This window comes from Terrabacter koreensis (assembly GCF_054783315.1).
In genome coordinates this window covers 1,321,447-1,334,281 of the sequence record NZ_BAAGQU010000004.1, presented here as the reverse complement: position 1 = coordinate 1,334,281, position 12,835 = coordinate 1,321,447, and the positions used below count along the sequence as shown (strand labels likewise).

Here is a 12,835-nt window from a genome sequence, read left to right as displayed (position 1 = left end):
GAGATGGGTGTCGCCGGGGCCCGAGTCGCCGTATGCCGCGCTGGTCATCCTCCCCTGTCACGCGGCATACGGCCCGGCGTTCCCCGGCGTCGCCTCGAGCGGTCAGTGCTGGTGCTCGAGCAGCTCCTGGCGTCCCGAGCCGAGGACCGTGAGGGGCAGCAGCGTCTTGCCGGTGGGGCCGATCTCGATCTCGGTACCCATCTGGGGGCACACGCCGCAGTCGAAGCACGGGGTCCACCGGCAGTCGTCGACCTCGGTCTCGTCGAGGGCGTCCTGCCAGTCCTCCCAGAGCCAGTCCTTGTCGAGGCCGGAGTCGAGGTGGTCCCAGGGCAGCACCTCGGACTCGCCGCGCTCTCGCGTCGTGTACCAGGCGAGGTCGACGGGCTCGTCGGCGAGCGCCTCGCCGGCGCACCGCATCCAGCGGTCGTAGGAGAAGTGCTCGCTCCAGCCGTCGAAGCGGCCGCCGTCGCGCCACACGGCCTCGATGACCGTGCCGACACGACGGTCACCGCGCGAGAGGAGTCCCTCGACGATGCCGGGCTGGCCGTCGTGGTAGCGGAACCCGATCGAGGAGCCGTAGCGCTTGTCGGAGCGGATCGCCTCGCGCAGCTTCAGCAGCCGTGCGTCGGTCTCCTCGACCCCGAGCTGCGAGGCCCACTGGAAGGGCGTGTGCGGCTTGGGCACGAACCCGCCGATCGAGACGGTGCAGCGGATGTCGCGGCGGCCCGAGACCTGTCGGCCCGTCTCGATGACACGCTTGGCGAGCTCGGCGATCTGGAGCACGTCCTCGTCGGTCTCGGTGGGCAGGCCACACATGAAGTAGAGCTTGACCTGCCGCCAGCCCGCGCCGTAGGCCGCGGCGACGGTGTTGATGAGGTCCTCCTCGGACACCATCTTGTTGATCACCTTGCGGATGCGCTCGGAGCCACCCTCGGGCGCGAAGGTCAGGCCCGAGCGGCGCCCGTTGCGGGTCAGCTCGTTGGCGAGGTCGATGTTGAAGGCGTCGACGCGGGTCGACGGCAGCGACAGGCCGGTCTGGGTGCCCTCGTAGCGGTCGGCGAGGCCCTTGGTGATGTCCGCGATCTCCGAGTGGTCGGCCGAGCTCAGCGAGAGCAGGCCCACCTCCTCGAAGCCGGTCGCGGCGAGGCCGCGCTCGACCATCTCGCCGATGCCGGTGATGGAGCGCTCGCGCACCGGGCGGGTGATCATGCCGGCCTGGCAGAAGCGGCACCCGCGAGTGCAGCCGCGGAAGATCTCCACCGACATGCGCTCGTGCACCGACTCGGCGAGCGGCACGAGCGGCTGCTTCGGGTAGGGCCACGCGTCGAGGTCCATCACGGTGTGCTTCGCGACGCGCCACGGCACGCCGGGGGCGTCGGCCGAGGGCGCGACGCGCTGGATGCGGCCGTCGGGCAGGTAGCTGACGTCGTAGAACGCCGGCACGTAGACGCCACCGGTGCGGGCCAGGCGCAGCAGCACCTCGCGGCGTCCGCCGGGGCGGCCCTGGGCCTTCCACTCGCCCACGATGTCGGTGACCGTGAGCACCGCCTGCTCGCCGTCTCCGACGATGGCGGCGTCGATGAACGACGCGATCGGCTCGGGGTTGAAGGCCGCGTGCCCGCCGGCGATGACGATCGGGTCGTCGACGGTGCGGTCGACCGAGTGCAGCGGGATGCCGGCGAGGTCGAGCGCCGTGAGCATGTTCGTGTAGCCGAGCTCGGTGGAGAAGCTGAGGCCGAAGAGGTCGAAGTCGCGCACCGAGCGGTGGCCGTCGACGGTGAACTGCGGCAGGCCGGCGTCGCGCAGCTGCGCCTCCATGTCGGGCCACACGGCATACGTGCGCTCGGCGAGGGCGTCGTCGCGCTCGTTGAGGACCTCGTAGAGGATCATGACGCCCTGGTTGGGCACGCCGACCTCGTACGCGTCGGGGTACATCAGCGCCCAACGCGTCGTCAGCTCCTCGCCGGCCGGGCCGTGGCCGCCGACGTGCCAGTCCTTGACCGTGGAGTTGAGCTCGCCACCGACGTACTGGATGGGCTTGTTGACCCGCTCCAGCAGGGGCTCGAGGGCGTTGAACAGGGACTCTCCGGGCATTCGTCAATGGTAAGTGCGCGCCCGCCCGCACGCGAAAACGCAGATGTGCGGGACGCCGCTCGCAAGCACCGGACAGGCACGAACGCCGGTCCTAGTCTGGGCAGCAGGTGCGACGGAAGGATGGCGAGCGTGCCGACGGCGATCCACGTGGAGGTGCTGCCCGCGCGGCTGGGCGACTGCCTGCTCGTCGAGTGCCCCCGCGCCGACGGCACGACGTGGCGGATGCTCGTCGACGGCGGCCCTCCCGACACGTGGCCGCTGCTCGAGGCCCGGCTGCGCCGTCTCGCCCCGGAGGACCGGCACATCGACGTCGCCGTGGTCACCCACATCGACAGCGACCACATCGGCGGGATGCTCCCCTTCCTCGCGAGCGACCTCGCCGACGACGTCGGCGACTTCTGGTTCAACGGCCGTACGCATCTGGCGGAGGGGCCATCCGGCCGTTCACGGAGCGTGGCGCAGGGTGAGAGCCTCGTCGCCGCCCTGCTCGGAGCCCCCGAGGACCCCCTCGTCTCGGGCACGGCGGCCGCCTCTGACGGGCGCACGCTGCCGTGGAACACCGCCTTCGGCGGCGGACCGGTGGAGACCGGCGACTCCGGCGGCTTCGTGGAGGTGGCGGTGCCCGAAGGGCCTGCGATCACGGTGCTCTCACCGACGACGCAGCGCCTGGAACGGCTCGCAGACACCTGGGAGGCGAGCCTGCGTGAGGCGCTGCACGGCCGGGAGCGAGACCGCGGCGCGGAGCTCGACGTGCTCGGCCCGCTCGACGACCTGCGGCACCTCGCCGACGAGCGGTCGCCCCGGGACTCGTCGGTGCCCAACGGCAGCAGCATCGCCCTGCTCGTCGAGCACCGCGGAGCCAGCGTGGTGCTCGGGGCGGACGCGTACGGCAGCGTCCTGGCGGCCGCGCTGCGCGGCCTCGCCCGGGCGCGGGGAGCCCAGGCCCTCTCCGTGGATGCCCTCAAGCTGCCGCACCACGCCAGCCGGGGCAACGTCGTCGGGGAGCTCGTCGCGGCGGCCCCGGCGAGCCACTACCTCGTCTCGACGAACGGCGACGTCTTCCACCATCCCGACGACGCGGCGCTGGCGCGCGTCGTGCTCGACGCACCGGCCGGGCCCACGCTGTGGTTCAACTACCGCACCCCGCGCACCGAACGGTGGGGTGACGCCCGACTCACCGAGCGGCACGGGCACCGCGCCGCCTACCCCGACCCGGAGCACGCCGACGCCGGGATCGTCCTCGACCTTCCGGCGCGACCGTGACGAGCAGGGTTCGGCGCGCGGCACACGAACCCAGGCGAGCGGAGCGAGCCAGACGACTCAGTCCGCGTACATCGCGTCGAGCTCGGCCTTGTGCTTCTCGGTCACGGCCTTGCGGCGCAGCTTCATGCTGGGCGTGAGGTCGCCCTCCTCGATCGTGAGGTCCTTGTCGAGGATGGTGAACTTCTTGATCGTCTCCCAGCGGTTGAGGCCGTCGTTGAGCTTGTCGACGTAGCCCTGCACGAGCGCCCGCGCCTGCGGCGAGAGGACGACCTCGGCATACGACTTGCCCTCGAGGCCCGCGGTCGGCGCCCATGCGACCACGGCGTCGGGATCGAGGGTGACGAGCGCCGTCGCGTAGTTGTGGCCGGCGCCGTGCACGAGGAACTGGCTGACGAAGGGGCACAGGCCCTTGAAGCGGGCCTCGATCTCCGCGGGGGCGATGTACTTGCCGCCCGAGGTCTTGAAGACGTCCTTCTTGCGGTCGGTGACATAGAGGAAGCCGCGGTCGTCGATGCGGCCGATGTCGCCGGTGTGGAACCAGCCGTCGTCGCTGAGCACCTCGGCCGTCGCCTCGGGGTTGTTGTGGTAGCCGCGCATGACGCCGGGCCCCTTGACGAGGATCTCGCCGTCCTCCTCGGCGATGCGCACCTCGGTGCCGGGCAGGGGCCAGCCGACCGAGCCGTACTGGTACGAGCCGTGCGCGGGCTGGTTGACGGTCGTGCCGGACGACGTCTCGGTGAGGCCGTAGCCCTCCTGGACGAGCAGGCCGACGGCACCGAACCAGCGAGCCACGTCGGCGTTGAGGGGCGCGGAGCCGCTGATCATGAAGCGCACGCGGCCGCCGAACCGCTCCTGGACCTTGTGCAGGACGAGCTTGGTCGCGAGGTCGTGGCGGCGCTTGAGGCCGGGGCTCGGCTGCTCGCCGCGGGCGAGCACGTCGCGCATCTCGCCGCCGACCTTGAGCGCCCAGTCGATGAGCTTCTTCTTGATGCCCTTCTCGCCGGCGAACATCAGCTCGACACGGCCGTGGGCCTTCTCGAAGATGCGTGGCGGACCGGCCATGAACGTCGGCTTGATGACGGCCATGTTGTCGACGATCTTCTCCACCCGGCCGTCGACGGCGGTGGGGAAGCCGATCTGCAGGCCCGTCGCGACGAGCATCTTGCCGAAGACGTGTGACAGCGGGAGCCAGAGGAACTGGAGGTCGTCCTTGGTGAGGGTGCCGATGGCGTCGATGACGGCGCCCTCGTAGACGACGCTGTCGTGCACGAGGCGCACGCCCTTCGGCCGCCCGGTGGTGCCGGAGGTGTAGATGACGACGGCGAGGTTCTCGGGGCCGAGCTGGTCGATGCGGGAGTCGACGAGGTCGGGCGTCGCGGCGAGCCACTCGCGACCGCGGCGGGCCAGCTCGTCGGTGGTGATGACCCAGCCGTCGTCGCTGGCGCTGCCGGTCAGCGCGATGACCTGGCGCACGCCGGGGATCTCGGAACGCACGTGCTGGAGCTTGGCGACCTGCTCGTCGTTCTCGGCGAAGACGATGCCGCTGCCCGAGTCGCCGAGGATGTACGCGACGTCCTCGGCGATGGTCGTCGGGTAGACGGTCGTGGTGGCACCGCCCGCGCAGATGACGGCCAGGTCGGCGAGGATCCACTCGAGGCGCGTGGTGGAGGCGATGGCGACGCGGTCTTCTGTCTCGACGCCCAGGCTGATCAGGCCGGCCGCCCACTGCTCGACGACCTCGTGGGTCTGCGCCCACGTGAGCGTGGTCAGCGCGCTCGACCCCTCGGCGAAGTGGAGGTAGGCCGGCGCGTCGGGGGTGGCCCGGACGCGGTTGCGGAACAGCGCGCCCACGCTGGGGGCGCGGTCGTCGAGCACGGCCTGGTCGACGTCACGGTCGGCGAGTGCCTGGAGGGGCATGTGGACTCCTTCGTCACTACGGGCGCCAGTCATCGGCGTCTGCGGGCACCCGCCTTGCCGGGATGATGTCAACAATCGACGCGGCAGTCACGCATTGAGGGCGCTTCGACACCGCACCGTGACCGGCGGGTAACTTCCCCGCACGCGTCAGCGCAGGTGCGAGCGCACGTGGGAGGTCGCGGCGACGTTGCCGACGAGGCCGAGCGCGACCCACGAGGCGATGAGCGACGAGCCGCCGCTCGAGACGAACGGCAGCGGCAGGCCGGTGACGGGCATGACGCCGAGGTTCATCCCGATGTTCTCGAAGGCCTGGACGCCGAACCAGACACCCACCCCGATGGCGACGAGCCGGCCGAAGGCGTCGGCCCGCCGCGCCACGAGCACGCACCGCACGACGATGAAGCCGATGAGCAGCACGAGCCCTGCTGCGCCGAGGAAGCCCAGCTCCTCCCCCGCGACCGAGAAGACGAAGTCGGTCTCCTGGAAGGGGATGAAGCCACCCTGGGTCTGCCGGCCCTCGAAGAGCCCTTGGCCGCCGAGCCCTCCGGAGCCGATCGCGATGCGCACCTGGCGGGTCTGGTAGCCGATGCCCTGTGGGTCGAGCGACGGGTCGAGGAAGGCCCGCAGCCGGTTGCGCTGGTATCCGGAGAGGACCGGGGTGAGGAACGCCGCGGTCACGGCGGAGGCTCCGGCGGCGAGCACAGCCAGGGTCCACAGGGCGGGCGCACCTGCCGCCGCGATGATGACCACCGCCATCGCGACCAGCACGAGTGCCGAGCCGAGGTCGGGCTGGGCCAGCACGAGCACGACGGGGATGCCGGCCACCAGCCAGGCGAGGGCGATGTCCCGGTGGCGCTGGGGCATACCTCGGTCGGCGCGCTCGGCGAGCAGCATCGCGAGCCCGACGGCGAGCGCCACCTTCATCAGCTCGGAGGGCTGCAGGGTCATCCCGCCCGGCAGCCGGATCCACGAGCGAGACCCGTTGACGGTGGAGCCCAGCGGTGACACGACGGCCACGAGGCCGAGGACGGCCAACCCGTAGGCGACCGGCGCGAGCGCTCGCACGGCGCGCACGTCGAGGCGGGTCACCACCGCCGCGCACGCCATCCCGCCGAGGAGGGCGACGAGCTGCTTGAGGGCTGCGGCGGCGCCGCTGTCGGCCCGCGTGGCCGACCAGACCAGGACGACGCCGACGGCGGAGAGTCCGGCAGCGCCGATGAACAGGCCGAGGTCGACCCGCAGCCAGGACCGTCGGGTCCCCGCGGTGACCCGGCGACCCGCGCCTGCGCCGACCGCTAGGACGGGACGATCGCCGAGAGGATCTCGCGACACCGTGCCACGTCCTGGGCCATCTGCTCGACGAGCGAGTCGATGGACTCGAACCGCAGCGTCGGACGCAGGTGGTCGACGAACTCGACGGCGACCCGCTCGCCGTAGAGGTCGAGGTCGGTGCGGTCGAGGACGTACGCCTCCACCCGGCGCTGGTGGCCGTCGAACGTGGGGTTGGTGCCCACCGACACCGCGGCGGGCAGGGACCGGTCGGGATCGGACGGGTCGAGGTCGAGGCGCAGCAGCCACCCGGCGTAGACGCCGTCGGCGGGCACCAGGCCCTCGTGGTCCTGCGACAGGTTGGCCGTGGGGTAGCCGAGCTCACGCCCGCGGTGGTCGCCGTGGACGACGGTGCCGGTGACGCGGTGCGGCCGCCCGAGGATCTGCGCCGCGTGGGCGACGTTGCCGGCGAGGATCTCGGCCCGCAGCTGCGTCGAGCTCCAGCGCGCCCCCTCGGCAACTCCCTCGCCGATGTCGTCGAGCGCGATGACGTCGAACCCGTCGGCGGCACCGAGCTCGCGCAGGGTGTCGACGTCGCCGGAGTTGCGCACGCCGAAGCGGGTGTCCTTGCCGACGACGACCGCCCGCGCTCCCAGCGCCTCGACGAAGGTCGAGCGCACGAACTCCTCTGGGGTCTGCTGCGCGAACTCCGCGGTGAACTCGATGACGAGCGCCGCCCCGATGCCGACCGACTCGAGGGCGTCGAGCCGCTGCTCGAGCGACATGACAGCCGCGGGGGCACGGTCGGGGTAGAGCACGGCGATGGGGTGCGGCTCGAAGGTGACGGCGACCGGGAGGGCGCCGCGCTCGGCGGCCTCGCGCACGACCCGCGTCAGCACCTCGCGGTGTCCGCGGTGCACCCCGTCGAAGTTGCCGAGGGTGACGACGGTGGGCCCGAGGTCGCTCGGGATGTCGTCGGGTCCGTACCAGCGCTGCACGGCGACCACTGTAGTGGCCGGGTTCCCGGGCTCGCGCACGCCGGTCAGACGGCGGCGCCGGACGAGACGAAGACCACCTTGGCGCGTGCGGTCGCGCGCGTCTCGTCGAGCACCGCGACGAGCCGGCCCTCCGGGTCGATCGCGGCGACCGCCTCTGCGCCGCCCGGTCCGCTGGGGATGCGCTGCCCGTGGCTGAGCCGCACGGCGTCGGCCGCCGACACCTCGTGGACCGGGAGCTGCGCCCGCGCCGCGTCCGCGATGGGGAGCAGCCGTATGCCGGCCGGTCCCTGCGCCTCGGCCGTGGCCGTCAGGTCGTCGAGGGAGACGGCCTCGTCGAGCCCGAACCGGCCGACGCGGGTGCGCCTCAGCGCCGTCAGGTGTCCGCCCACGCCCAGCGCCGCGCCGAGGTCACGGGCGAGCGCGCGCACGTACGTGCCGGACGAGACGTCCACCTCGACGTCGACGTCGACGACGTCGATCGGGGGGCCGACCTCGACGGTCGCCGTGCCCGGCCGGACGGCGAGCACGTCGAACCGGCTCACCGTGACGGGCCGAGGAGGCAGCTCGACGGAGTCGCCCTGCCTCACGCGGGTGTAGCTGCGGACGCCCTTGACCTTGATGGCGCTGACCGCGCTCGGCACCTGCTCGATGTCGCCGGTCAGGGCCGCGACGGCCGCCGGGAGGGCGGCCTCGAGCGCCGGCACGTCGTCGACGCCGAGGGCCTGGGTGGCCTCCCCCTCGGCGTCGTCGGTGAGGGTCGAGATGCCCAGGCGGATCGTGGCCGCATACGACTTGTCGCAGCCGACGAGGAACGTCAGCAGCTTGGTCCCGCGGTCGACGCCCAGCACGAGCACTCCGGTCGCCATCGGGTCGAGCGTGCCGGCATGGCCGACGCGACGGGTGCCGCAGAGCCGCCGGGCGCGCGCCACGACGTCATGGCTGGTCCACCCGGCCGGCTTGTCGACGACGAGCAGGCCACCAGAGGCGTCGGTCATCGCGCGTCGACGTCGGCGTCCACCCCACCGACGGCGAGGTCGTCGTCGTCGGTGCGCTCTGCGGGCTTGCGATACGGGTCGGGGTCGCCGGCGGGCTTGGCGTTCGCCGCGGCGCGGGCGAGCTCGGCGTCGCGGGCACGGGTCTGGGCCACGAGGTCCTCGAGGTGCGCGGCCCCCTCGGGGAGCGCGTCGGCGATGAACTCGATCGACGGCGTGAGGCGGATCCCGATGCCCTTGCCGACGGCGGAGCGGATGCGGCCCTTGTTGGCCTCCAGCACCTCCGCGGTGGCCTGGCGATCCTCGTTGCTGCCGAACACGGTGTAGAAGACCGAGGCCTGCTGGAGGTCGCCGGTGACGCGGGCGTCGGTGATGGTGACGAAGCCGAGGCGTTCGTCCTTGAGCCGGAACTCGAGGTACTCGGCGACGATGACCTTGATCCGGTCGGCGATCTTGCGGGCGCGGGCGGGGTCAGCCATGGCTACCTCTGCTTTCGTGTGTCGTGCGGTCGGACCGGCCCTGGCCGGCCGACGTGTGTTCACCCTAGTAGCGGGTCGTGGTCGTCGTGCATTCCCATCCGCGTGCGGGCCGTGTGCGTATGCCGTCGGGCGCCTGCCTGCCGAGTCCTGCCGGGTGGTCGTACCCGATCGGTCAGGTCCACGTCGGGCGCACGGGCGGCAGACGTCGCGAATGGGTACGAAGGGGCCGTGGGCGGTGTCGACTCCGGCCCCGACGACCGTCCGGCAGACCTTCCGGCCCAGGCCGTCGCGGACCTGATCCCGATCGTCCGTCGCGTCGTCGGCGGGCGGGTCGGTGGACACCCTGCGGCCGAGGACCTCGTGCAGGAGACCCTGACCCGCGTGCTCGCGGCCTCGGCGACGATCGAGCCCGGGATGCTCGAGCCGTACGCGATCGTGACGGCGCGCAACGTCGTCGCCTCGATGTGGCGCGACGAGGACCGCAAGCGGCGCAACCAGCACCGGGTCGTCGACCTCTCCGAGCCGGAGTCGCCCGAGGCGCGTCTGGTCCTCGACGAGGAGCAGGGCGCCATGGCGCAGGCGCTCGCCCGGCTGACGGAGCGCGAGCGCCTCACCCTGCTCGCCCACGAGGTCGGCGGCACCGACACCCGGACCCTGGCGGAGCAGGCCGGAAGCACGGCGGGCGCCGTTGCGGCACAGCTGAACCGGACTCGTGCGCGGCTCCGGGTCGAGTATCTCCTCGCCGCCCGACAGGTCGAGCCACCCACCGACCGGTGCCGCCCCGTGCTCATCGCCCTCAGCAGCGCCGACCAGCGCCGCCAGCGGGAGGTGGGGGCTGCGCAGCACCTGCTCGAGTGCGAGACCTGCGCCCAGCTCAGCGAGCCCCTGCTCGAGCGCGGCCAGCACCGCGACGGCACCCTGCGCATCCCCATCACCGCCGACCCCGACATCGTGGCGGCCCGCACAGCCGTCCGCAGCCTCGCCTCGTCGCTGGCGTTCGGCCCGACGGAGCTCACGGTGATCGCGACAGCCGTGTCGGAGGTGTGCCGCAACATCGTGCGCTTCGCCGGCTCGGGCGAGGTCGTCGTCGAGCTGCTCGACTCGCCCCGGCGCGGCCTCCAGGTCGTCGCGCGCGATGCCGGGCCGGGGATCGACGACGTCGACGCCGCCATGGCCGACGGCTTCAGCACCTACGGCGGCCTCGGGCTGGGGCTGCCCGGCGTGCGACGTTTGATGGACGAGTTCGCGGTGGCGAGCGAGCCCGGCCACGGGACGACAGTGACCATGACCAAGTGGGAGAGGAAAGACCATGGCTGACGAGAAGCCCGGCGCCGGGCGGCAAGGCGCACCGACCGACGAGGCACCACCCAACGGGCTGCGTGACGACCCGATGGCTGCCGCGCACGACGGTGTGGCTGCGGGCGGCAACGGGGAGCATCTGCTCTCGCAGCTCATCGCCCACCTGCGCGAGAACCGGACGCGCCTGCGCGAGGAGTGGGCCGAACGCATCCAGGAGGCGCACCTGCTCACCGCGATGACGCCCAAGGAGATGGCGGCCGAGACGACCTCGGTCTACGACAACTACGTCGAGGTGCTCGAGACCGGCAGCGTCGAGGCGCTGCAGCACTACGCCCGCGACCTCTCGGAGCGGATCATCCCCCGCGGCGTCGAGACCCACGAGGTCGTCGGCATCGTGCTGCTGCTGCGCGACGTGCTCGCCCGGTCGCTCTTCGAGAAGTACCAGCGCGACTTCGGACTGCTCAACGAGGTGCTCGACGCCTACGAGCCGGCGGCGAACCGGATCGCCAACACGGTGGCCGTCAGCTTCGTCGACGAGCGTGAGCGCGTCATCCGCCAGCAGCAGGACGCGATCCGCGAGCTGTCGACCCCCGTGCTCCCGGTGCGTGAGCGCCTGCTGATCCTGCCGATCATCGGCGTGCTCGACAGCGAGCGGGCCCGGCAGCTGACCGAGCAGCTGCTCACGGGCATCCGCAGGCACCGCGCCAAGGTCGTCGTCATCGACATCACCGGCTCGCCGGACGTCGACGAGACCGTGGCGAACCACCTCGTCCAGACCGTCGACGCGTCACGTCTCATGGGCGCGAGCGTCATCATCACAGGGCTGTCCCCCAAGATCGCGCAGACCCTGGTGACCATCGGCGTCGACCTGAGCAAGATGAACACCATCGGCGACCTGCAGGGCGGCCTCGAGGAGGCCGAGCGGCTCCTCGGCTACACCGTGACCCGGAAGGAGGTCAGCAGCAGCTCGTGAACGGCGGACCGGCGCTGGTGTCGATCATGCGACAGGGATCCACCCTGATCGCGTCGATCCACACTGCCCTCGACGACTCCGAGCTGGTCCGATTCGAGCACGACCTCGTGGCGCAGATCGGCACGCACCGCTCCCGAGGCGTCATCATCGACGTGGCTGCCCTCGACGTCATCGACTCCTTCGCCGCGCACACCCTCCGACGCATCGCCGAGATGGCGCGCCTGCGCGGCGCGCGCACCGTGGTGGTGGGCATCCAGCCCGAGGTCGCCTTCGCGATGGTGCGCCTCGGTATGCGGCCTGCTGCAGGCGGCGACCACGTGACCACTGCGCTGGACCTCGAGGAGGGACTTGCCCTCCTCGAGACGGCCGAGTCGGGCGGTCCTCCCGGGGGCGCCGCCGGATGGTCGCCGTGAACGGCTCCTCGCCTCGCACGACGCTGGGAGACCTCACGCAGGACTACCGCACCATGCTGCTGCGGTTCCTGCCGCACCACGACGAGGGTGCGCGCTCCGCGGCATACGACCTCGGTCGGCGCGCGGTCGCAGCGGAGGTCAGCCTGCTCGAGGTGTGCCGGATGCACCACCAGGTCCTCGTCGAGGTGCTGCGCGGGGCGCCGTCCGACGAGGTGCTGGGCATCCTCGAGGGGGCCACCGAGCTGCTCCTCGAGGTCCTGGCGGCCTACGACATGACGCACCGAGGCGTGCTCGGCCCGTGAGCCGGACGCCTTGGGTCGCGGTGCATGACGCGACGAGCAGGGCGTATGCCGCGCCGCGAGGGGCCGCTTCCCCGCTCGGCCCTGCCCCGGGCCGAGCGGGGAGGGCGCAGTCTGCGGAAGGTGACCCACGTCATGCCAGCAGCCGACGAGCCTCTTCAGGGGTGACCGACGGCCCACGAGGCCGCCCCTCACCCCGATGAAGGAGCTGTTCTCCCATGAACCTCAGGACGAAGCTGTGCGCCGCCGGCGCCACCCTCGCCACGACCGCCGCCCTCGGCCTCGTGCCAGCGGCAGCCGCATCGGCCGCCCCCTCCCCCGCCCCTGCCGCCGCCGCTGCGGCGACTCCGCGGGCCACCATGGCGCCAGTGGACATCAATCAGGTCGCCACCGTCGCGGGCGTACCCGTAGGGAACTTCGTGGGTTCGTTGACCCCGACCGGATTCACCAACCAGAACGGTCAGCTCGCCCTGACTGGGCTGCTCAACGGCACGTTCACCAACACGCTCACCGGCGCGGTGACCAACATCGTCAACCAGCCCACGACGACGGCAGTCCAGAACGCAACAGCCTCCGGCAGTTGCAAGATCCTGACGCTCGACCTCGGGCCGCTGCACCTCGACGTGCTGGGGTTGGTGGTCGACCTCAACGCCATCCACCTCAACATCACGGCTCAGCAGGGCCCGGGCAACCTGCTCGGCAACCTCCTGTGCGCCGTGGCCGGCCTGCTCGACGGCACCGGCATCAACGGCCTCGCGGCCCTGCTGAACCGCCTGCTCGGCCTCTGAGCCGCGCCCCCCGCCCCTCGGTGGTGGGCAGTCCCCCTCGCCCCGCTGCCG

The 12,835-nt window shown here is 72.0% G+C and carries 12 protein-coding genes; 6 read left to right on the top strand and 6 right to left on the bottom strand.

Annotated elements, in window-relative coordinates; translation table 11 throughout:
• Window positions 1–102: 102 nt before the first annotated feature.
• The gene (locus ACYVNR_RS08960) at window positions 103–2,094 is read right to left on the bottom strand and encodes a TIGR03960 family B12-binding radical SAM protein (RefSeq protein ID WP_461047801.1); all 1,992 of its coding nucleotides are present in this window, start codon (window positions 2,092–2,094) and stop codon (window positions 103–105) included.
• A gap of 129 nt (window positions 2,095–2,223) precedes the next feature.
• On the opposite strand from ACYVNR_RS08960, the gene ACYVNR_RS08955 reads away from it, so the two are divergent.
• A complete protein-coding gene (locus ACYVNR_RS08955; protein ID WP_461047800.1) occupies window positions 2,224–3,357 on the top strand; it encodes an MBL fold metallo-hydrolase in 1,134 nt (377 codons plus the stop codon).
• A gap of 57 nt (window positions 3,358–3,414) precedes the next feature.
• Here ACYVNR_RS08955 and ACYVNR_RS08950 read toward each other — a convergent pair whose 3' ends face one another.
• The 5 genes from ACYVNR_RS08950 to rbfA all read right to left on the bottom strand — a co-directional run bounded on the left by ACYVNR_RS08950 (window position 3,415) and on the right by rbfA (window position 9,012).
• Complete coding sequence (locus tag ACYVNR_RS08950; protein WP_461047799.1) at window positions 3,415–5,274, bottom strand: AMP-dependent synthetase/ligase; 1,860 nt, start codon at window positions 5,272–5,274, stop codon at window positions 3,415–3,417.
• A gap of 147 nt (window positions 5,275–5,421) precedes the next feature.
• On the bottom strand, window positions 5,422–6,606 hold the full coding sequence (gene rodA, locus ACYVNR_RS08945) for a rod shape-determining protein RodA (protein WP_461047798.1): 1,185 nt from the start codon (window positions 6,604–6,606) through the stop codon (window positions 5,422–5,424).
• On the bottom strand, window positions 6,570–7,541 hold the full coding sequence (locus ACYVNR_RS08940) for a bifunctional riboflavin kinase/FAD synthetase (protein ID WP_045190596.1): 972 nt from the start codon (window positions 7,539–7,541) through the stop codon (window positions 6,570–6,572). Before ACYVNR_RS08940 ends, rodA begins: the two co-directional genes overlap by 37 nt.
• A gap of 44 nt (window positions 7,542–7,585) precedes the next feature.
• Window positions 7,586–8,536: a tRNA pseudouridine(55) synthase TruB gene (truB, locus tag ACYVNR_RS08935; RefSeq protein WP_045190550.1), complete on the bottom strand. Its 951-nt coding sequence runs from the start codon at window positions 8,534–8,536 to the stop codon at window positions 7,586–7,588.
• Window positions 8,533–9,012 carry a 30S ribosome-binding factor RbfA gene (rbfA, locus tag ACYVNR_RS08930; RefSeq protein WP_458800660.1) on the bottom strand — a complete coding sequence of 160 codons (480 nt, stop codon included), beginning with the start codon at window positions 9,010–9,012 and terminating at the stop codon, window positions 8,533–8,535. Before rbfA ends, truB begins: the two co-directional genes overlap by 4 nt.
• Before the next feature lie 228 nt (window positions 9,013–9,240).
• On the opposite strand from rbfA, the gene ACYVNR_RS08925 reads away from it, so the two are divergent.
• The 5 genes from ACYVNR_RS08925 (at window position 9,241) to ACYVNR_RS08905 (ending at window position 12,784) form a co-directional block, all read left to right on the top strand.
• The gene (locus tag ACYVNR_RS08925) at window positions 9,241–10,329 is read left to right on the top strand and encodes a sigma-70 family RNA polymerase sigma factor (protein WP_082080867.1); all 1,089 of its coding nucleotides are present in this window, start codon (window positions 9,241–9,243) and stop codon (window positions 10,327–10,329) included.
• On the top strand, window positions 10,322–11,284 hold the full coding sequence (locus ACYVNR_RS08920) for an STAS domain-containing protein (protein WP_461047797.1): 963 nt from the start codon (window positions 10,322–10,324) through the stop codon (window positions 11,282–11,284). Before ACYVNR_RS08925 ends, ACYVNR_RS08920 begins: the two co-directional genes overlap by 8 nt.
• Window positions 11,281–11,697 carry an STAS domain-containing protein gene (locus ACYVNR_RS08915; protein WP_461047796.1) on the top strand — a complete coding sequence of 139 codons (417 nt, stop codon included), beginning with the start codon at window positions 11,281–11,283 and terminating at the stop codon, window positions 11,695–11,697. The genes ACYVNR_RS08920 and ACYVNR_RS08915 overlap by 4 nt, the downstream gene beginning before the upstream one ends.
• Complete coding sequence (locus tag ACYVNR_RS08910; RefSeq protein ID WP_461047795.1) at window positions 11,694–11,999, top strand: phosphatase RsbU N-terminal domain-containing protein; 306 nt, start codon at window positions 11,694–11,696, stop codon at window positions 11,997–11,999. The genes ACYVNR_RS08915 and ACYVNR_RS08910 overlap by 4 nt, the downstream gene beginning before the upstream one ends.
• Window positions 12,000–12,214: 215 nt before the next feature.
• Window positions 12,215–12,784, top strand: coding sequence for an ABC transporter substrate-binding protein (locus ACYVNR_RS08905; protein ID WP_461047794.1), 570 nt, complete (start codon window positions 12,215–12,217; stop codon window positions 12,782–12,784).
• Window positions 12,785–12,835: the final 51 nt, after the last annotated feature.